Genomic DNA, 18,649 nt, shown 5'->3' on the forward strand with positions numbered 1-18,649 from the left:
AACCGAAACAGACACCACTACAGGAAAGGACCCGCCATGCACCTGACTCAAATGCTTCACAGCGCAGCCGATACCCGGCCCAATCATTGCGCAACAATCGACGGTGACCGGCGGAAGAGCTGGGCGGAAGTTCGGGAACGGGTATCCCGGCTGGCCGGTGCCTTGCGGAAACTGGACATGAAGGCCGGCGATCGGGTCGCCATACTCGCGCTCAATTCCGATCGCTATACCGAATATATGTTCGCGACCTGGTGGGCTGGCGGAGCGGTGGTTCCCATGAACACCCGCTGGTCAGCAACGGAGAACGCCTATTCGCTGAACGACTCCCAGGCGGAAATCCTGCTTGTCGACAGTCATTTTGCGCCGATGATCCAGGAAATAGGAGATGAAGCAAAAACCGTCCGGACCATTGTGCATCTGGAAGAAAACGCGCCGGAGGGCATGCTGTCTTTTGAGGATCTGATCGCTGCGCACGATCCCTGTGAAGATGCCATGCGGAGCGAAGATGATCTGGCCGGCCTGTTCTATACCGGCGGAACCACCGGTTTTCCCAAGGGGGTGATGGTTTCGCAAAAGGCGCTCTGGTACAATAATATCGCGCTCGGCGGGCAGGCGAATTTCAAAAGCGATTCGATCTATTTGCATACCGCGCCAATGTTCCACATGGCTGACCTCGCCGCTGGTGGCGGTGCGATGATGGCGGGCGGCACTCATGTCTATGTGCCCTCATTCGAACCGGTTTCGACGATGAATGCGATCGCGGAAAACAAGGTGACCCACGCGCTGCTCGTCCCGACCATGCTGGGCATGGTGCTCCAGCACCCCGAGTTTGATGTCGCAAAATTTGCATCCGTCACCAACTATCTCTACGGCGCATCTCCCATGCCGGAAGGCCTGTTGCGGCAAGCGATGAGTTTGCTGCCACATGTCGATTTTTCGCAAGCCTATGGCCAGACCGAAATGGCCCCGCTGGTGACGATCCTCGACCCGAAAGACCATGTCCTCGAAGGCCCCCGGTCAAAACAGATCAAATCGGCCGGACGTCCGGCCTGGGGTTGCGAGATCAAGATTGTCGACGAGGACGGCAAGGAAGTGCCGAGAGGAACGGTGGGCGAAATCGCCGCGCGCAGCCCCGGCAACATGCTCGGCTACTGGCAACAGCCCGAACAGACCGCCGACACCTTGATCGATGGCTGGGTTCATACCGGCGACGGCGCCTATCAGGACGAGGAGGGTTTCGTCTATATTGTCGACCGGATGAAGGACATGATCGTATCGGGTGGCGAAAACGTCTTTTCCGCCGAAGTCGAAAGCGCCATCTCCACCCATCCCGATGTTGCGGGTGTGGCCGTGGTCGGGATCCCCAGCGAGCAATGGGGCGAATCCGTCCACGCCATTGTCATCCCGAAAGAAGGGAGCACGCCCGACGAACAGTCGATCATCGCCCACTGCAAGGACCAGATTGCCGGCTATAAATGCCCGCGCTCCATCGATTTTCGTACCGAGCCCTTTCCCCTGTCGGGCGCCGGCAAGGTTCTCAAGCGCGAATTGCGTGCGCCTTACTGGAAGGGACAGGAACGCAGCGTCAGCTAGGGTGAGGCAACAAAGGCTGGGGCTTGTTTCCACACAGCCTACATCGGCATGTCCATTGCCTGCGCCAGTTCGATCGTACCGCCAATATCGAGATGCGGTGATTTGCGGGTCATTTCAATCGCCGCTTCCTGGCTGTCCGCCTCGATGATGGTGATCCCGGACAAGGGATTGGCACCCCCGCCCTCGGTTACATCATCGCTGCTCACGGTGACGGTGTTGCTGACCGGAATGCCGCGATCGACCACGGCATCACCGAGCCCGTCCATCCACGCCATCCATTTCTGCATGTGCTGCTGTCCCTCTTCCGGGCTCATCTGGGTTTTTCCGCCATGATAGGCGAGCAGATATTTGGTCATTCCCTTGTCCTTCCAGTGTTTGCGGGTGTCTGAGGATTTCCTTATTGCGGCAATCTAAATATGTTAAAGAACATTTTTTGAATTCTGCCACATTGCGCCCGAAGGAGAAGCATCATGCCCTACAGCGCCGAACACAAGCGCCAGACTCGTGCGAAAATTGTCGAGTGCGCCCGCATGCTGTTTAACCGGCACGGGTTTCAGGACGTCACCATCGACATGGTGATGGAAAATGCCGGGCTGACCCGCGGCGGATTCTACAACCATTTCCGCAACAAGGAGGAACTGTACCAGGCGGCCGTCTCCAGCTTCCTCCATGGCCGGGGCGCAGAATGGCGCCGGGATGCCGGCGTCGATCCCGAGAGTCCCGGACATGTTATGATGCGCCAGATGATCTCGGGTTACCTGTCGCCGGAACATCTCGGCGATATTGAAGGCCAGTGCCCGATGATCGCCCTGCCCTCGGATATTGCCCGTGCCAATCCGCAAGTTCAGGAATCCTACCGGCAATTGCTGGAGGCCATGGTTGGCCTGTTTGAGAATGGACTCGCAACTGACCTGACGGACCGGCGGCAACAGGCGCTATCGCTCGCAGCGCTGTGCGTGGGCGGTATGGTCATCGCCCGATCGCTTCCGGATTCCGGACTGGCAGAAGAAGTGCGCACCGCCGCGCAGGATTATGCGCTGAGTCAGCTGGATTGAGTCTGCGATTATTCGGCGGGCGCCATTTCGACCTGTGAACTTGCCTCCGGTTTTTTTCCCCGGAGCCCAATCCAGGCAAAAGCCAGCGCACCGGCCAGCAAGGACATATTGATTGCAATCAATATCCCTTGCGCGGCAGCGCCCGAGGACAATGCGATCGGGAAGTGGAGCAATGCGGCCAGTGCCAGCATCACAGCGATCAGCAAATATTGCAAGCGGACTGCTTTGCCCGGAGTTTTTGTGAAAAAGATTGCCGCGATGGACAGGCCCCACAGCCCGAAGAAAACCGGTTCCAGTGGCACTGCGATATTGGCAGCGACCAGCAACGCGGTTCCTGCCAGGCCGAGAGAAAGCCCGGTTGTCATCCCGCGCCAGGCCGCTTCGCTTTTGGGCTTTGGCTGTCCTTGCTGCTTCTTGCGTTTGAACCAGATCATCATGCCGGTGCTGGTAATGTACGTCAGTGCCAGCGACAGCACGAAATAGAGAATCTTGATCGGATAGCCGCCAAAGGTGCCGTAATGCAGAGGTTGCACCATGCCGAATGCGCGTGCGCCGGCCGGACTTCCGCTGCCACCGAATTTCTCCAGAAACGCGCCGCTGTTCCGGTAAATATCCGATGTCCGCATCGACAGGATGCCCTCCTCATAGTAGGCCACGGTTGTCGTGTTGCCGCTGTCTTTGGGATTATTGGCAATTAACAGGGAAAAGGTCCGGCCTTCGCCCTGCGAGTTTTCCAGCATCGAACGGTAGTCAGGGGAGGAACGCATTGGCGGCGCACCTTCAATCGCCTGCGGCCCCTGGATCACCTGAATCGCGGCTTCCTGATCCCCTTCGTACACCAGCATCGCGAGCGCGGCGACGGTGATCCCGGCCACGCCCAGAAATGCGCCGGTGAAAGTGATGACCAGATGGAAAGGCAGTCCCCAGACGCTGAGCCGGTTATGGACATCGGTCCATGCGATCCGGGCATTACGCTTCAGGCGCAACTTGAAAGCATCCCTGAAAATCGTCGGATGCGCAAAAATGCCCGACAGGATCAGCGTGAACATTACCACACCGAGCAAGCCCACCAGATAGCGTCCCCAGGGACGCGGCAAATGCAGCATTGTGTGCAAATCTTCAATGACATGGGCGTAGGGCGATTGGGCTTCGGAAACCAGTGCTCCGGTCTCGGGATCCGCTACCCAGTCGGTGCTGATCAGATCGGACTTTTGATCTTTTCGCTCATTCAGTCGCACGGTGAGATAGGGCTTAAACTCATCCGGCGCATAGGCGATGATATTGAGGATTTCGTTGCCCGGCTGCAATTCGGCTTCCGCATTTTCCATCGCAGTGGCAATCGCCGCAGGCGTGGTTTCATAGGATGTGACGGTATTCCGGTTTTCCCAAAGGGAAATTTCCGGCACGAACAAGGTAAGCGCGCCGGAGAGACTGACGATGTAGATCAGCGCGGCAAAGGCAAGACCCAGCACCGAATGCGAATCGATCATCCGGCGAACAAAGCCGCTGTTGCTGCCTTCCGGTTCCGTGCTTTCGATGTTCGTTTCGGATGTCATAGCAGCACATATCCGGTGGCGGCAGCGGCAGTCAGCAATACCGGCATCCAGACAACCCGCTTCAGGTCAGGATCGACCGTGGCATGCAGAGCGCCGACAGACCAGAAGAGCGGCGTTAGCAGTCCGCCGGTGAACAGCCGGGTGATTTCGATCGCCCAGGGTTTGGTCGCGACAATCAGGCTGAGTGCCAGCGCCGTGATCAGATAAAGTGGTCCGGCAGAAAACAGCCGCAATGCCAGTCGCGCCTTGGATCCCGATGGCGGCGTCGGCATTTTTTTCTGGCGTTGGGGTACGCGATCATGTCCGATCGCACTGGTCCGGAAAAAGGGTGCAAGGATCAGGGCATAGGCGACGACCGAGATGGTGGTCAGCCCCCAGGTCAAGCCGAGTTCAAAACCAAGACCATTGGCAATCAGCCAGATCGATAACGCAAACAGCACCAGCCCTGCGACGAGCCAGATCCTCGCTGCCCCGGTATCGCTGCTGGCCTGGCGCAAACTGAAGATGCTCAATGACTGAACGGCGACACCGCCAATAATCCACACGACTCATCCCCTCAAATGGAAGTTTTGGAATAACTCCACAGACTCTTCTTGTAAATGAGAATCATTATTATTATCAGCAAGCGCGATTGTTGCGACTCATTCGCATCAATAAACGAGGGATCATCAATGAAAAACATCATCGCCTGTTCGGCTTCGGTCATTACGCTGGCAATAGCTGCCACATCTTCTGCCCAAGCTGCCGATGCAACTTCCGCCCAAACGGAGCAGTCGGGCGGGGATACCGAGAATCGTGACGACAACATCATCATCGTGACCGGTCAAAAGTTTGAACAATCCCTGCAGGAAGTCACTTCCAGTGTCAGTGTTACTACCGCCGAGGACATCACGCGCGAACCGATTACCGACCTGTATGATATCGTGGATCGCATTCCCAATGTGACGTCATCCTTTGGCGGTCTGGGCTTTGCCATCCGCGGGATTGATCAGCGTGGCATTGCGGGTGGTGGCGCAACCCTGACCATCTATGTTGACGATTCTCCTCTCGATAATCAAACGACGTTCTTCGGTCCGCTGGACAGCTGGGACCTGGGGCAGGTCGAAATCTATCGTGGCCCTCAGTCAACCAATTTCGGGCGCAACGCACTTGCCGGGGCCATATATGTGCGCACCCAGGACCCGACCTATGAATGGGATATCCGGGCGCGCGGTGAAATTGGTGACAATGGTCAGCGCCAGATTGCCGGTGCCTTTGGCGGGCCGATCGTGGAAGACAGCCTGGCCTTCCGCGTGTCGGCAAACTACCGCGAAAGCGACGGGTTCATCTTCAACACGTTCCTGGACGAGCAGGCCGATGCCACGGAGCTCAAAACCATCCGGCTGAAGCTGCTGATGGAACCCGCGGACAATTTCAAGATCATCACGACGAGCTCCTACACCGAAAATTTTGCCGGTGAAGACAGTGTCAATCCTCTCAGCGGGCAACAGGCCGACGGCAGTTTCGACGCCGGCAGTGTGGCGCGTGAGGTCAGCTATGATTTTGCCGGACTGGAAGGGACGGACACGTTCATTCAATCCATCAATCTCCAGCTCGGCCTGGCAGACGGCCTCGATCTGCAATCGATCAGCACCTATCAGGACACGGACTATGTGCGGCGGGAGGATTTTGACAACAGCCCCGCTTCGCTTGGTTTTCTGGATCGGCAGGGAGCAGACGAAACCTTTTCCCAGGAACTGCGTTTGAAATATCAGTCGGACCGGATCAAGGCACTCCTCGGATTCTACTATTTCGACAACCAGAATGTCTTCGATGATGACTTCATCATCTCTGCCGGCATATTGGGACCCATTTTCCCGTCGAGCATCCTTATCAGTCGCGCCGCGGTCAATACCGCTGATACCCGCAATTATGCCTTTTTCACGGACGGTGAGTTTGCCCTGACGGATACGATCGATCTGCTGTTCGGGCTGCGTTATGACAATGAAGAAACCAACACGCTGGCAGTGGCAACCACGGCAATTGCCAATCCGCCTCTCCCTGCCTTGCCCCCGTTTGTCGAACAGTTGCTCGTCAGTCAGGCGGGCACCACCAGTCAGGAGGTTGGGGCCAGCTTCGAAGCCTGGTTGCCCAAAGGCGGGATTCGCTGGTCTCCCAATGAAGACTTCAACCTGTCCTTTGTTGCACAGCGTGCCTATCGCGCTGGCGGCGCACAGATTTTTGTCGTCGACGGCAGTATCAACGAATTTGAACCGGAATATCTGTGGAACTACGAAATCGCCATGAGAAGCACCTGGCTCGACGGTCGCCTGAAGTGGAATGCCAATGTCTATTATTCCGACTGGTCCGACCAGCAGGTGAGTATTCCGGTGCCGGCATTTCCGACGTTTGGTCTCACCCAGAACGCGGGGCAGTCGACATTATACGGGTTTGAAACAGACATCAGCTTTGAAATCACGCCCGAATTCGAAATCTACGGCGGCCTGGGTTACGCATTCACCGAATTTGACGATTTTCCCAACGGCAACTTCGACTCGGCTTTACCGGAAAGCGAAGCCAATCAGGCCAATTTTGCGGGCAACCGTTTTCCCTTCGCACCGCGCTGGTCGGCCAATGCCGGCGTCGCCTATAATAGCGAATTCGGCTTGTTCGGTGGCATAGACGCCAATTTCCAGTCAAAAGTTTTTCAGGGGAACGAAAATCTCGGAGTGAATTATTTTGGCGATAGAGTACTTGTGAATGCCCGTATCGGTTACGAAATTCTGGAAGGCGTTCGCGCGAGCGCTTATGTCCGCAATCTGTTTGACGAGCAATATTTCACGTCGCTCAGTGTCGGCTCGCCGGGCGACGAGTTTTCCAGACTTGGTGCAGAACGGACATTTGCCGTGCGACTTGATCTCGACTTTTAACGGCCAATGGATGTTCCATTCCAATCAAGCGGCGTGGGAGCGCTTTTCCTGAACCGGAGTCAGCTAGTCCGCAAACATGGGCGACACTTCGCCCACCGCTTCCCTCTCTCTGGCAATGATCCGGGAGAATGAGGGACGGGAATGGATGCGATCGACATAGGCTGCGAGAGTGGGCCATTGTCCGGCATCTACCTCTTCACCGGCATGCCGCATGTTGATGAAAATGCTGCCGGCCGTCACGTCAGCCAGCGTCATGGCATCACCCATCAGAAAGGACTTGTCTCCATCCAGCTGGCTTTCCAGATAGTGGAAATGCCGCGGCAGTAATGCGAGTGCCTGATCAATCGCCGCCTGATCCGATTCCTTTTGAAGCAGCACCGGATTGACGAAACGGTGGATGAACAACGGGGCTTCCACTTTCGAAAACAGGCCGGTCGCAAGATAGTCGCACAGCCAGTGCATCCACCCGAGATCCCAGCTGTCTTTCGGGAATAGCGGCGGATCGGCAATCTCGCTTTCCAGAAATGCACAGCCGGCCAGTGAGTCGGGCAGAAAACGTCCATCAATCTCGAGCACCGGGACCTTGCCCAGCGGACTGATCTTCAGAAATTCCGGATCGGGATCACCCAGCGGCACCACATTGACGATGTCATAGGAAACCCCCTTTTCCTCGCAAAACGCCAGAAGCCGGCGCACCCAGGGGGACATTATGGTTCCGTGAATGGTGACGTTCATAAATTTTCCTCCGCTGCTGAAATCGCATCTGCAAAGTAGTTGCAATATAGGACCAGTTATCGTACTTGGTCTTATATTGCAACCATGCTAGGAGGGATTTCCTGGCGCGAAGGAGGAAAATGATCATGACGACATGCAATTGTATCGTGCAGGCCGGACAGATATCCGGAGAAACGCAGGCTGGCTTGCGGTCACGTCTCGATGCTTTCTCCCAGGCCAGTTTCGGGTCCCCTGCGGAGATCGGCTGGGTCGAGATTGCACCCGGCAGCGGCTATACCGCCACACAGCCGTCCACTTCGTCCATTGTCTCGCTGACCGCTGACAAGCCGCTGGAACAGTCTGAACGCATCCCGATGCTCAGGGATCTGTGTGACCTCTGGTCGGCAGAGACCGGCTGTTCGCTCGACGAAATCGTCGGCGTGATCAACGACCCCGCCTGAACGCAACATATCAGCAGGAGAAACCCATGCCTCTTTACATGACCAATGCCGTCCAGGGCGCGATCACCGATGCCGCCAAGCAGAAGATCGCAACAGACATCACCCGCATCCACTGTGATGTCACCGATGCCCCACCCGCCTTTGTCCACGCTTTTTTTGTGGAAGACGCGCCGCACATGCCGCTCGACGGCAAGGCGGCCTTTCTGCTTGGCAGCATTCGGGCCGGACGGAGCGCTGAACAAAAGGCGCAAATCATCGATGAGATGCGTCAGGCGATTCACGAGCATTCTGGACTGCCGCAAGATGACATTCAGGTCGTGATCCGGGATACGCCCGCCAGCTGGGTGATGGAGGGCGGTGATATCATGCCCGAACCCGGTGAAGAGGATGATTGGTTTGCAGCGCATGAAGCCAGAAAGGCGGCAGAAAATGCCTGAGTCTGCAATCATAGTCGGGGCCGGAGCATCCAATGGTGTGGGCGGCGCACTGGCGCGGCAATTCGCCAGCCAGGGCCTGCATGCGATCATCGCCGGGCGCACCGAAGAAAAGGTGCAGAAAATTGCCGAGGAAATCTCGGCTGACGGCGGGTCGGCCGAGGGTGTTCGTGTCGATGTCACGTCCGAGGAAGATCAGGATGCCCTGTTCGCTCTGGCTGCGGAACGGGGACCGATCGGAGCCGTGCTCTACAACGCCGGCAACAATGCCATCATTCCCTTCGAACAGCTTGATGCGAAAACCCTGGAAGACTTCTGGCGGGTCGGCTGTTTCGGCGCTTTCCTGACTGCCAAACGGGCAATCCCGGTACTCAGGGATCAGGGCAAGGGCAGCCTGTTCTTCACCGGCGCTTCGGGCTCGATGCGCGGCAAGCCCAATTTCGCGCATTTCGCGTCAATGAAAGCCGGACTGCGCATGCTTGCCCAGTCACTCGCCCGCGAATTTGGTCCGCACGGCGTCCATGTCGCCCATTTCGTCATCGATGGCGTGATCGACGGCGACATGGTGCGGAGCCGGTTCGGCGAATTTCTGGAGCAACTGGGGGAGGATGGGTGCCTCAGGCCCGAAGCCATTGCCGAGGCGTTCTGGCATGTCCACATACAGCATCGCTCGGCCTGGACCCATGAACTGGACCTCCGCCCTTTCAAGGAAAACTGGTAAGCCGCCAGCCTTTTGTAGTTCAGGCCTGGTCCCTGGCCCAGTTTTTCGGCGGCACATCATCCGCCTGTCGCATGCGGACTTCGTTGAGCGGCATCATTTCACCATTTTCCCGGCGCGGCCAGACCCGCGGCAGGCGCTCCCCGGTCTGCCCGTCAATAATCTCTGTCGATGGTCCCTTCTCGTGCGGCACCCATTTGTCGCCCCATTGCGACAGGGCGATCATCACCGGCGCCAGCTCCCGCCCGCGCTCGGTCAGGACATATTCGTCAAAGGCAGACCCGTCCGACGCGGGCACCTTTTCCAGAATGCCCGCTTCTACCAATTGCGCCAACCGCACGGTCAAGGTGTTCTTGGCGATCCCCAACGACTTTTCAAAATGCTTGAAGCGCCGCGCACCCATCATCACGTCCCGGATGATCAACAGTGACCACCAGGAACCGACATGTTCCAGCGTCCGCGCGATCGAGCATTGCATGTCCGAGAATGACTTGGTTTTCATGGCCTGCTCTATCTGGTTGCGATATAGGACTGTAAAGCATGCATAGGGCGATTTTGCAACCACTTGCAATTGTCGTCCGGTCATCCGAACGATAGGAACAGAACGATCCGGGAGGGACAGCCATCATGTTGAACGGCCAATGCAATTGCGGAGCGGTATCTTTTGAAATCGCGATGGATCTGACGGACATCTACATATGCCACTGCTCAATCTGCCGGAAATGGTCCGGAACAAACGGCATAGCGGTCACCATCGTGCCCAATGACCGGTTTCGCTGGGTTTCGGGACAGGACAGGATTGCCAGCTGGCAAAAACCCGGAGCGGACTGGCAAAGCTGGTTCTGTCGTGATTGCGGCTCTGCCCTGCCCGGCAATAATGATGATCAGGCCATGTTTGTCCCTGCGGGCCTGGTTCTAGGCGAGACCGGAAATCTCAAGGTCGCTCATCACATCTGGGTGGATTCAAGCGCGGATTGGGACCAGATTGGTGACGACGGCAAGCAGCACTCAAAAGGGTTTCAGGCCTAGAGGCTCCATCATCCACGAAAAATGTCGGCCAGAAGCGGTTCGATAGCTTCGGACAGAATGTCTGTTCAGTTGACCCCGCGATCCTGCCCTTCCCAATAGGGCGCACGCAACTCCCGGCGCAGGATCTTGCCGCTGGCATTACGCGGCAACTCCGGAATCACATCTACGGACTTGGGCACCTTGAAACCGGCAATCCGTTCTCTCGCCCAGCTGATAACGCTGTCCGTATCCACGTCGTCAACGCCTGGCTTGGGCGACACCACAGCCTTGACCGCCTCGCCCCACTTCTCGTGCGGGATACCGATGACGGCAACTTCATTAACCTGCGGGTGGCCGAAAATCGCGTTCTCGACTTCGGCGGGATATACATTCTCGCCGCCCGAGATGATCATGTCCTTGACGCGGTCCTTGATGTAGAAATACCCGTCTTCATCCATGATCGCGGCATCGCCGGTATAGAGCCAGCCATCCGCGTCCACCGTCTCCGCCGTCTTTTCCGGATTATTGAAATAATGCAGCATGTTGAGGCCGGAACGTGTCGCGATTTCCCCGATCGTCCCGGGGGGCACTTCCTCGCGGTTCTCGTTGACAATCTTCATTTCGACACTGGGCAGCGGAATGCCGATTCCGCGCATCCGTTCATTGCCGTTCGGGTCATGATCTTCCGGTGGCAGGATGCAGACCGTGCCCGTCGTTTCGGTCATGCCATATTGCTGGCAGAACAGCGCCTGTGGCATTGTCTGGATACACTGGCGCAGCAATTCCAGCGGAATGGGAGCCGCGCCATAGGTAACCGAACGCAGGCTGCTGAAATCGGTTTCCCTGGCCCGAGGAACGCTGACCAGCATCTGTAGCGCCGTCGGCACCAGGAAGAACTGTTTCAGCCCCTTGTCGATGCAGTCAAGCACGCCGTCCGGCGTGAATTCCGGGATCACCATCATCGTCGCACCGTTATAGAAGGCAATCGGCCCGATCCCGGACCCGGCAATATGCGCGCAAGGCATGACGGCAAGCGTGCTGTCATCGGGACCGATATCGATCCAGGCATGTTCCGGCTTGTTCTCGACCAGCGGCCGCAGCCGGAACAGGTTGTCGTTGGTCAGCACGGCGCCCTTGGGATTGCCTGTCGTCCCCGAGGTGTAGAGTTGCAGGACACCCTCGGAAGTGTCGGTTTCCGGCAGGTCGCCGGGGGTGTTCTTGACCAGCCATTCGTCCAGCGCCTGCAGACCGTCCGCCTCTCCGGCCGCGAGTATTGTTTGCACGGTTCCCGCCTCAGCCGCCGCATTTCGGGCGGTTTCGGCAAATTCCGGTTCGCAGATGAGCAGCGGTGCCTGCGTGTCTTTCAACACATAGGCCACTTCCGGCGCTGCCAGACGCCAGCCAATCGGTGCGATAACCAGCCCGGCGCGGCTGGCGGCCGCAAACAGGGTGAAATAGAGACCGCTATTCTTGCCCAGCCAGCAAACCCGGTCGCCCTTTTTCAGTCCCGCGCCAGCCATCGCCCGGGCATAATCTGTTACGATCCGGTCAAGCTCGGCATAGGTCAATATCCCCGACGGATCATCCAGCGCGATATTGTCCGGATTCCGCTCCGCCCAGTAGGCGATCGACGACCCCATGCAAACGCGTTTTTCGGTACCTGTCATGCCCGCTCCATTTTCCTTGTTTTCCGCATTGTTAGGCGGACGGCCGAACCATGGCAAGGGAGATGCCGGGAGACAGGCGCGCTATTGCCGACGGTAGATCAGCGAGATGTTGTTTGCCGGCATGTTGACTAGCTTCTCGCGCCGGAAGCCGGTCTTTTCGGCCAGCGCATCCATATCCGCCACATCGCGAATGCCCCACTGCAGATTGCGGCTTTTCAAACTGCGTTCAAAGGCCAGATTGCCTTCTGCTGGCGGTACATCCGCCTGGAAATAGGGGCCGTAGAGATAAAATGGCGTACCCGCCTGCAACAACCGGGACGCCTTTTCAAACAGGCCGATAGACGCTTCCCACGGCGCGATATGGACCATGTTGATGCACAGGATCGCCGCAGGCTGCGCCACATCCCATTCCGGATGAAGCGCGTCCAGTGCCAGTGGCGGCAATATGTTGGACAGCGCTTCGCGCTCGGTCCACGCGCGGATCGACTGGTGATTTTCCGGATCCGGGTCACTGGGCTGAATGGTGAGATGCGGGAAAGTCCGCCCGAAATAGACAGCATGCTCTCCCGTCCCGCTTGCGACTTCGAGTATGGTGCCGCTTTCGGGGAGGATATCCCGCAAAGCTTCCACAATCGCATCCCGATTGCGCAAGGTGGCTGGCGCATGGCGCTGGGCATTCGGCCCGTTTTCCGGGAACAGTCTCGAACCGGATTCACTCATCCGTCATCTCCAGCGGTTGTCTGCGCCACACCGCGGCAAGAAAACTGCCGATCACGACATGATAGACAGCCGAAATCGCGCTGGGTACGGGTGCGAGTGCCGCCTGCATCGGTGTGGCAAACTGGGCAGCGAAACTGGGAGTCGAAGCGAGACTGGACCCCAGACCGCTATTCTGCATGCCGACCTCGATACTGATCGTGCGTTGCTCACCGGTCCCGAAACCCAGCCATCTGGTGATCAGATAGCCAAGCGCAAAGCCGAAGGCATGGAGCAGCAGGACCGCCAGCAGCAGAACCCCGAAATGCTGTTCAATCAGCGGTTTGGATGCTGCAATGATACCGCCGACGATGAGCACAACGACGATCACGGACGCGAGCGGTGAAATCTTGCTGATCTGTCCGGTCATGCGCGGAAAATAGCGATTGAGCGCCACTCCCGCAACGACCGGAATCAGGACAATGGAGACCATGTTGACGAACAGGCTCCAGCGGTCAATCTCGACAAATTTGCCGGCCAGCCAGCCAGTCAGCAGCGGCGTGGCGACGACGGCGATCAGGGTCGAGGCCATGGTCATGGTGACCGAGAGCGCCAGATTGGCCCGTGCGAGATAGGCGACCACATTGGAAGCGGTTCCGCCGGGACAACAGGACACCAGGATCAGGCCGACCGCCAGCCCCGCTTCCAGAGACATGCCCGATGCAATCAGGATTCCGGCGAGCGGCATCAGCGTGAACTGCAATATCACGCCAGCTCCCACGCATTTCGGAATTTGCGCAATCCGCCGAAAATCCGCCAGCGAAAGAGTGATGCCCATACCCAGCATGATCACCCCGAGCAGAACACTGACCAGGGATTGGCCAAAGGGCTGAAAGCGCCCGTCGACGACCCAGAGAAAATGTTCGGGCACCAGCCACGCCCACGCCGTGCCCAAAACCGTCCACAGCGCGAAAAGGCTGGTCAGCCGCTGGATCATTCAGTCCGTACTCCGCTCATGGTGAGCCTGTCGAACCATGAATTGCATGCAAGCCCCCGTTTTTCATCCATCGACAATCTCAGGATGGGCGAGTCCGGACAGGTTTGCAACCGGCTCGGTCAGGGTTTGCTTATTCGGCAGCTTCCACCAGTTCTTCGGGCTCTTCCCAGACCAGGATCGGCTTGCGTGCTGCCCGGGTTTCATCGAGCCGGTGACGCGGGGCGAAATGCGGGGCAGATTTCAGCGCCTCGTCACCCGACTTGGCTCGTTCGGCAACTGATCGGAACGCGCCGATAAACTGATCGATGGCCGCCTTGCTTTCCGTTTCGGTCGGCTCGACCAGCATCGCGCCATGGACGACCAGCGGGAAATACATTGTCATCGGATGGTAGCCCTCGTCGATCAGACCCTTGGCCAGATCCAGAGTCGACAGTCCTTCTGCAAAGCCCTTGTCGGAGAACAGAGCCTCATGCATGCACGGACCCGAATGGGCGAATGGCGCATCGAGTGTGTCCTCCAGACTGCGCAAGATATAGTTTGCGTTCAGCACGGCATCTTCCGAAACCTGCTTCAGACCGTCCGCTCCATGGCTCAGCATATAGGTCAGCGCGCGAGTGAACATGCCCATCTGGCCATGGAAGGCGACCATCCGGCCGAAGCTGACGTCATGATGGTCTTCCGCCGTTTCTTCCTCGACCAGGTAATAATGCCCGTTGTCCTTTTTCTCGACAAAAGGCAACGGCGCATAGGGTGCCAGCGCATCCGAGAAGACCACCGGACCGGAACCCGGACCGCCGCCACCATGCGGGGTGGAAAAGGTTTTGTGAAGATTGATGTGCATCGCATCGATCCCCAGATCTCCGGGCCGCACCCGGCCGACAATCGCGTTGAAATTCGCGCCGTCACAATAGACGAGGCCACCGGCTTCATGGACCGCGTCGGAAATGGCTTTCATGTCGGGTTCGAACAGGCCGCAGGTATTCGGGTTGGTAATCATCACGCCGGCAACATCGGGGCCCAGCCGGGCTTTCAGCGCATCCAGATCCACACGCCCTGCCGCATTGGCCGGGATATCTTCCACCTTGTACCCGGCAAACGCGGCGGTTGCGGGATTGGTGCCATGGGCACTTTCCGGAACCAGGATCACTTCCCGCGCATCGCCGCGTGCCTCCAGCGCCGAGCGGATCGCGAGGATCCCGCAAAGTTCGCCATGTGCGCCCGCCTTGGGACTCATCGCTACTGCCGGCATTCCTGTCAGCTTTTTCAGCCATTCGGCCAACTGATAAATGGTCTCCAGAGCGCCCTGCACGCTTTCCATGGGCTGCAGCGGATGGATATCGGCAAAGCCCTTGAGCCGCGCCATTTTCTCGTTGAGCCGCGGGTTGTGTTTCATGGTGCAGCTGCCGAGCGGGAACAGGCCAACATCAATCGCGTAATTCTGACGGCTGAGGCGCGTATAGTGGCGGACCGTTTCCGCTTCCGACAATCCGGGAATCGCAATCGGCTGATGCCGCTCCAGTCCGCCCAGGCAGGTTTCCACATCCGGTGCATCCGGCAAATCCACACCGGAGCGGTCCGGCGACCCGGTTTCGAAAATCAGCGGCTCGTCGACAATCAGCGCGCGGTTCCCGGTATGGGTCTGTGGCGCCGAATTGGCACCGGTGTTGATATTTTCATCCTGCCGGGTGGGGCGACCTTCTGACAACATGTTCATGACAGTTCTCCTTCCAGCGCTTCCACCAGCTGATCGACATCCGCATCGCTGGTCGTTTCCGTCACCGCAACGATCAACCCGTGAGCCAGACCGCTTTCCTCCGGATAGAGCCGACCCAGTGAAACGCCTGCGAGAATTCTCTGGTCAGCGAGCTTGCGCACCAGCGGGCGTGTGTCTTTATCAACAATCAGCGTGAACTCATTGAAATAACTGGTATTCATCAACGAAATACCCGGAACCCGAGACAGCTTCCCCGCCGCGGCCACCGCTTTTTTGTGATTGAGCATGGCCAGTTCGCGCAGTCCCTTTTCACCCAGCAGGGTCATATGCGCGGTAAATGCCAGCGCACATAATCCGCTATTGGTGCAGATATTGGACGTCGCCTTTTCACGGCGGATATGTTGCTCACGGGTCGACAGTGTAAGGACAAAGCCGCGCTTGCCATTGGCATCGACAGTCTCTCCGCACAACCGGCCGGGCATTTGCCGGACATATTTCTGTTTGCAACCGAACAGGCCAACATAAGGTCCGCCAAATTGCAGACCGACGCCCAGCGATTGCCCCTCGCCGACGACAATATCCGCGCCCATAGCCCCGGGCGCCTGAATCGCGCCAAGCGCCACCGGCTCGGTGACGACGGCGATCAGCAACGCCTTGTGCGCATGCGCCTTTTCGGCCAGCGCTGACATATCTGCAATCCGGCCCAGTATATCGGGATACTGAACGACAACGCAGCTGGTATCATCATCTATCCGGTCGAACAGATCATCCGAGTCCGTCGCGGCGGTCAGCTCAGGTGCCCGATGATCCAGCTGATCTTTCGTAAAATGCGCCATGGTATGGGCAACCGAAACATAATGCGGGTGCAATCCGGACGACAGCACCGCCTTGCCCCGTTTTGTGATCCGCCGGGCCATGGTGATGGCCTCCCAGCATGCGGTCGACCCGTCATACATCGAGGCATTGGCGACATCGACACCAAACAGGCGCGCAACCTGGGTCTGAAATTCGAACAAAGTCTGCAACGTGCCTTGCGCAATCTCAGGCTGATATGGCGTGTAGGCGGTCAGGAACTCCCCGCGCTGAATGATATGGTCGACGCTGGCCGGGACATGGTGCCGATAGGCCCCTGCCCCCAGAAAGAACGGCATGTCGCCAGCCGCATGATTGCGTTTTGCCAGCCCCTTCATATGCGCTTCAACGGCCATTTCACCCGCGTGCATCGGAAGATCGCGGATCGGCCCGTCCAGCTGCACTTCCCGCGGCACATCAACGAACAGATCGTCGATTGACGCCGCGCCAATGGTCGACAGCATATCCTGTCGGTCTTCGGGGGTAAGTGGGAGATAACGCATTGTTTTTTCCTTTCTTCTCCCCTCCCGCCTGCGGGAGGGGTCGGGGGAGGGAAAAGGACCTTGTCTCAGGCCCTCCCCAGCCCCTCCCGCAAGCGGGAGGGGTTCATTTTCAATCAGAGATCCTCGACAAACGCCTTGTAGGCCTTTTCATCCATCAGATCGTCCAGCTCCGCCTTGTCCGTGAGCGTGAGCCGGAAAAACCAGCCATCTTCTTCAGCCGAACTGTTGACCAGCGCCGGCTCCTCTTCCAGCGCATCATTTGCTTCGACGACAGTGCCGGAAATCGGCGCATAGACATCGGAAGCTGCCTTGACGGATTCCACAACAGCGGCATCGTCACCGGCGGAAAGTTCTGCCCCGATTTCCGGTGTCTCGACAAAAACAATGTCCCCGAGTTGCTCCTGCGCATAGTCTGTGATCCCGACCGTAGCGGTATCGCCTTCCACATCGATCCACTCATGCTCATCGGTAAAATATCGGCTCATAGTCTCGTCCTCTTTCATCCAGGCTATAATTTTGGTTTGCGGTGATAGCGATGTGGCACAAAGGGCATGTCCGCCACGGTGCAGGTAATTTGCTTTTTACGCTGTTCAACAAGAATTTGCGTGCCGCTCCCGGCCAGTTCCATCGGCACATAAGCCATGGCAATCGGTCGCTGCAATGTCGGTGAGAAGCCGCCGCTTGTTACGTTCCCGATGACAGCACCATCTGCATCCACAACCGCCGCTCCTTCGCGAACAGGCTGGCGGCCATCGACCAGCAAACCGACCCGCTTCCGGGCCGCGCCGCGCGGATATTGCGCCAGCACGCGCTCGGCACCGGCAAAATTGCCTTCCTCACGGCGGGCTTTTGACAGGGCAAAATTCAGATTGGCTTCGACCGGCAGAATCCCGGCATCCATGTCATGACCATAGAGCGGGAGGCCGGCTTCGAGACGCAAGCTGTCCCGTGCACCCAGCCCGATCGGCTGGACTTCGGGCAACGCGACAAGGGCTTCGGCCAGTGACTGGGCATCGGCTGCGGAAACGCTGATTTCATAGCCGTCCTCTCCGGTATATCCGGACCGGCTGATCCCGAGCGGGATATCATTCCACATGAATGGACCGGCTTCCATGAAATACAGGTCTCCGGGAACCGGGCCATCCGGAAAGGTCGAACGAATGTCGAGGCGGGCCAGAGCCTCTGCTGCTTTTGGCCCCTGCAAGGCGAGCAGTGCCAGGTCTTCGAGATGACTGAGGGTAATCCCCTTTGGCAATTCGGCTTCCAGATAGGCAATGTCATCCTGCTTGGTCGCGCCATTGACGACCAGGTAGAGGTTCCGGCCGGTATTGGTGACCATCAGGTCGTCCAGAATGCCGCCATCCTTCGCCAGCAACAGCGTATAGCGGATCTTGCCGACACCCAGAGCCGAGATATTGCCGGGCACGAGCGCCTCGAGCGCTTCCGCTGCTCCCTCACCGGTCAAATTGAGCTGCCCCATATGACTCACGTCAAACAGACCCGCATTTTCCCGGGTCCAGAGATGCTCTGCCATCACGCCTTCATATTGCACCGGCATCTCATAGCCGGCAAACGGCACCATCCGGCCGCCAGCTGCGCGGTGCCAGTCACCGAGTGGCAATTGTTTCAGGTTGTCGCTAGTTTCGCTCATCAAAATTCCGTTCCGACATAAAGGCACAGCTCGCAGAAAACCCCTGCAAAACTGCCCCCTCTGTCACGGAACCTGAGAGTTTCATGGCGCGTGTGCCATTTACCCCTTCGGTGGAACGCCA

Annotated in this window: 19 protein-coding genes; 7 read left to right on the forward strand and 12 right to left on the reverse strand. The window is 58.0% G+C overall.

Features of this window, described 5'->3' with window-relative positions; all coding sequences use genetic code 11:
- Positions 1 to 36 precede the first annotated feature (36 nt).
- A complete protein-coding gene (locus BUQ90_RS14790; RefSeq protein ID WP_074205894.1) occupies positions 37 to 1,593 on the forward strand; it encodes a long-chain-fatty-acid--CoA ligase in 1,557 nt (518 codons plus the stop codon).
- Between the two features lie 38 nt (positions 1,594 to 1,631).
- On the opposite strand, the gene BUQ90_RS14795 is transcribed toward BUQ90_RS14790, so the two are convergent.
- Entirely contained in the window at positions 1,632 to 1,949 is a 318-nt protein-coding gene (locus tag BUQ90_RS14795; protein WP_074205895.1) for a YciI family protein, read from the reverse strand.
- Positions 1,950 to 2,063: 114 nt separating this feature from the next.
- Here BUQ90_RS14795 and BUQ90_RS14800 point away from each other — a divergent pair, with 114 nt between their 5' ends.
- Positions 2,064 to 2,648, forward strand: coding sequence for a TetR/AcrR family transcriptional regulator (locus BUQ90_RS14800; protein WP_074205896.1), 585 nt, complete (start codon positions 2,064 to 2,066; stop codon positions 2,646 to 2,648).
- Between the two features lie 8 nt (positions 2,649 to 2,656).
- On the opposite strand, the gene BUQ90_RS14805 is transcribed toward BUQ90_RS14800, so the two are convergent.
- Complete coding sequence (locus BUQ90_RS14805; RefSeq protein ID WP_074205897.1) at positions 2,657 to 4,204, reverse strand: PepSY-associated TM helix domain-containing protein; 1,548 nt, start codon at positions 4,202 to 4,204, stop codon at positions 2,657 to 2,659.
- On the reverse strand, positions 4,201 to 4,749 hold the full coding sequence (locus BUQ90_RS14810) for a hypothetical protein (RefSeq protein ID WP_074205898.1): 549 nt from the start codon (positions 4,747 to 4,749) through the stop codon (positions 4,201 to 4,203). The genes BUQ90_RS14805 and BUQ90_RS14810 overlap by 4 nt, the downstream gene beginning before the upstream one ends.
- Before the next feature lie 126 nt (positions 4,750 to 4,875).
- On the opposite strand from BUQ90_RS14810, the gene BUQ90_RS14815 reads away from it, so the two are divergent.
- A complete protein-coding gene (locus tag BUQ90_RS14815; protein WP_074205899.1) occupies positions 4,876 to 7,113 on the forward strand; it encodes a TonB-dependent receptor in 2,238 nt (745 codons plus the stop codon).
- Between the two features lie 63 nt (positions 7,114 to 7,176).
- On the opposite strand, the gene BUQ90_RS14820 is transcribed toward BUQ90_RS14815, so the two are convergent.
- The gene (locus BUQ90_RS14820) at positions 7,177 to 7,848 is read right to left on the reverse strand and encodes a glutathione S-transferase family protein (protein ID WP_074205900.1); all 672 of its coding nucleotides are present in this window, start codon (positions 7,846 to 7,848) and stop codon (positions 7,177 to 7,179) included.
- Positions 7,849 to 7,973: 125 nt separating this feature from the next.
- Between BUQ90_RS14820 and BUQ90_RS14825 the strand changes: the two genes are divergently transcribed.
- The 3 genes from BUQ90_RS14825 to BUQ90_RS14835 are packed head-to-tail and all read left to right on the forward strand — an operon-like array spanning position 7,974 to position 9,443.
- Positions 7,974 to 8,288, forward strand: a complete 315-nt coding sequence (locus BUQ90_RS14825; protein ID WP_074205901.1) for a hypothetical protein — start codon at positions 7,974 to 7,976, stop codon at positions 8,286 to 8,288.
- Positions 8,289 to 8,314: 26 nt separating this feature from the next.
- The gene (locus tag BUQ90_RS14830) at positions 8,315 to 8,725 is read left to right on the forward strand and encodes a tautomerase family protein (protein WP_074205902.1); all 411 of its coding nucleotides are present in this window, start codon (positions 8,315 to 8,317) and stop codon (positions 8,723 to 8,725) included.
- Positions 8,718 to 9,443: an SDR family NAD(P)-dependent oxidoreductase gene (locus BUQ90_RS14835; RefSeq protein WP_074205903.1), complete on the forward strand. Its 726-nt coding sequence runs from the start codon at positions 8,718 to 8,720 to the stop codon at positions 9,441 to 9,443. Before BUQ90_RS14830 ends, BUQ90_RS14835 begins: the two co-directional genes overlap by 8 nt.
- A 19-nt stretch (positions 9,444 to 9,462) precedes the next feature.
- On the opposite strand, the gene BUQ90_RS14840 is transcribed toward BUQ90_RS14835, so the two are convergent.
- Positions 9,463 to 9,942: a winged helix-turn-helix transcriptional regulator gene (locus BUQ90_RS14840; protein ID WP_074206467.1), complete on the reverse strand. Its 480-nt coding sequence runs from the start codon at positions 9,940 to 9,942 to the stop codon at positions 9,463 to 9,465.
- Positions 9,943 to 10,067: 125 nt separating this feature from the next.
- Here BUQ90_RS14840 and BUQ90_RS14845 point away from each other — a divergent pair, with 125 nt between their 5' ends.
- Complete coding sequence (locus BUQ90_RS14845; protein ID WP_074205904.1) at positions 10,068 to 10,469, forward strand: GFA family protein; 402 nt, start codon at positions 10,068 to 10,070, stop codon at positions 10,467 to 10,469.
- A 65-nt stretch (positions 10,470 to 10,534) separates the two neighbouring features.
- Here the strand turns inward: BUQ90_RS14845 and BUQ90_RS14850 are convergent, their stop codons facing one another.
- The 7 genes from BUQ90_RS14850 to gcvT form a co-directional block, all read right to left on the reverse strand.
- Positions 10,535 to 12,115, reverse strand: a complete 1,581-nt coding sequence (locus tag BUQ90_RS14850; protein WP_074205905.1) for a long-chain-fatty-acid--CoA ligase — start codon at positions 12,113 to 12,115, stop codon at positions 10,535 to 10,537.
- Positions 12,116 to 12,196: 81 nt separating this feature from the next.
- Positions 12,197 to 12,835 carry a DUF938 domain-containing protein gene (locus BUQ90_RS14855; RefSeq protein WP_074205906.1) on the reverse strand — a complete coding sequence of 213 codons (639 nt, stop codon included), beginning with the start codon at positions 12,833 to 12,835 and terminating at the stop codon, positions 12,197 to 12,199.
- Positions 12,828 to 13,808: a bile acid:sodium symporter family protein gene (locus BUQ90_RS14860; RefSeq protein WP_074205907.1), complete on the reverse strand. Its 981-nt coding sequence runs from the start codon at positions 13,806 to 13,808 to the stop codon at positions 12,828 to 12,830. The genes BUQ90_RS14855 and BUQ90_RS14860 overlap by 8 nt, the downstream gene beginning before the upstream one ends.
- A 130-nt stretch (positions 13,809 to 13,938) precedes the next feature.
- Entirely contained in the window at positions 13,939 to 15,522 is a 1,584-nt protein-coding gene (gene gcvPB / locus BUQ90_RS14865; RefSeq protein ID WP_074205908.1) for an aminomethyl-transferring glycine dehydrogenase subunit GcvPB, read from the reverse strand.
- Positions 15,519 to 16,877, reverse strand: coding sequence for an aminomethyl-transferring glycine dehydrogenase subunit GcvPA (gene gcvPA, locus BUQ90_RS14870; protein ID WP_074205909.1), 1,359 nt, complete (start codon positions 16,875 to 16,877; stop codon positions 15,519 to 15,521). The genes gcvPB and gcvPA overlap by 4 nt, the downstream gene beginning before the upstream one ends.
- 113 nt (positions 16,878 to 16,990) lie before the next feature.
- A complete protein-coding gene (gene gcvH, locus BUQ90_RS14875) occupies positions 16,991 to 17,362 on the reverse strand; it encodes a glycine cleavage system protein GcvH (protein WP_074205910.1) in 372 nt (123 codons plus the stop codon).
- A gap of 23 nt (positions 17,363 to 17,385) precedes the next feature.
- Positions 17,386 to 18,528 (reverse strand): glycine cleavage system aminomethyltransferase GcvT, encoded by a 1,143-nt coding sequence (gene gcvT / locus BUQ90_RS14880; RefSeq protein WP_074205911.1) that lies wholly within the window; start codon positions 18,526 to 18,528, stop codon positions 17,386 to 17,388.
- Between the last annotated feature and the right edge of the window lie 121 nt (positions 18,529 to 18,649).

Origin of the sequence: Parasphingorhabdus marina DSM 22363 (genome assembly GCF_900128895.1) — a bacterium.
Lineage (GTDB): Bacteria > Pseudomonadota > Alphaproteobacteria > Sphingomonadales > Sphingomonadaceae > Parasphingorhabdus > Parasphingorhabdus marina.

What these genes read in the sequence shown, in the direction of transcription:
- gcvT (WP_074205911.1), bottom strand. Translation starts at nt 18,528, where the DNA reads ATGAGCGAAACTAGCGACAACCTGAAACAATTGCCACTCGGTGACTGG.
- BUQ90_RS14835 (WP_074205903.1), top strand. Translation starts at nt 8,718, where the DNA reads ATGCCTGAGTCTGCAATCATAGTCGGGGCCGGAGCATCCAATGGTGTG.
- BUQ90_RS14790 (WP_074205894.1), top strand. Translation starts at nt 37, where the DNA reads ATGCACCTGACTCAAATGCTTCACAGCGCAGCCGATACCCGGCCCAAT.
- BUQ90_RS14840 (WP_074206467.1), bottom strand. Translation starts at nt 9,942, where the DNA reads ATGAAAACCAAGTCATTCTCGGACATGCAATGCTCGATCGCGCGGACG.
- BUQ90_RS14805 (WP_074205897.1), bottom strand. Translation starts at nt 4,204, where the DNA reads ATGACATCCGAAACGAACATCGAAAGCACGGAACCGGAAGGCAGCAAC.
- BUQ90_RS14845 (WP_074205904.1), top strand. Translation starts at nt 10,068, where the DNA reads ATGTTGAACGGCCAATGCAATTGCGGAGCGGTATCTTTTGAAATCGCG.
- gcvPB (WP_074205908.1), bottom strand. Translation starts at nt 15,522, where the DNA reads ATGAACATGTTGTCAGAAGGTCGCCCCACCCGGCAGGATGAAAATATC.
- gcvH (WP_074205910.1), bottom strand. Translation starts at nt 17,362, where the DNA reads ATGAGCCGATATTTTACCGATGAGCATGAGTGGATCGATGTGGAAGGC.
- BUQ90_RS14820 (WP_074205900.1), bottom strand. Translation starts at nt 7,848, where the DNA reads ATGAACGTCACCATTCACGGAACCATAATGTCCCCCTGGGTGCGCCGG.
- BUQ90_RS14795 (WP_074205895.1), bottom strand. Translation starts at nt 1,949, where the DNA reads ATGACCAAATATCTGCTCGCCTATCATGGCGGAAAAACCCAGATGAGC.
- BUQ90_RS14860 (WP_074205907.1), bottom strand. Translation starts at nt 13,808, where the DNA reads ATGATCCAGCGGCTGACCAGCCTTTTCGCGCTGTGGACGGTTTTGGGC.
- BUQ90_RS14850 (WP_074205905.1), bottom strand. Translation starts at nt 12,115, where the DNA reads ATGACAGGTACCGAAAAACGCGTTTGCATGGGGTCGTCGATCGCCTAC.
- BUQ90_RS14855 (WP_074205906.1), bottom strand. Translation starts at nt 12,835, where the DNA reads ATGAGTGAATCCGGTTCGAGACTGTTCCCGGAAAACGGGCCGAATGCC.
- BUQ90_RS14830 (WP_074205902.1), top strand. Translation starts at nt 8,315, where the DNA reads ATGCCTCTTTACATGACCAATGCCGTCCAGGGCGCGATCACCGATGCC.
- gcvPA (WP_074205909.1), bottom strand. Translation starts at nt 16,877, where the DNA reads ATGCGTTATCTCCCACTTACCCCCGAAGACCGACAGGATATGCTGTCG.
- BUQ90_RS14825 (WP_074205901.1), top strand. Translation starts at nt 7,974, where the DNA reads ATGACGACATGCAATTGTATCGTGCAGGCCGGACAGATATCCGGAGAA.
- BUQ90_RS14800 (WP_074205896.1), top strand. Translation starts at nt 2,064, where the DNA reads ATGCCCTACAGCGCCGAACACAAGCGCCAGACTCGTGCGAAAATTGTC.
- BUQ90_RS14815 (WP_074205899.1), top strand. Translation starts at nt 4,876, where the DNA reads ATGAAAAACATCATCGCCTGTTCGGCTTCGGTCATTACGCTGGCAATA.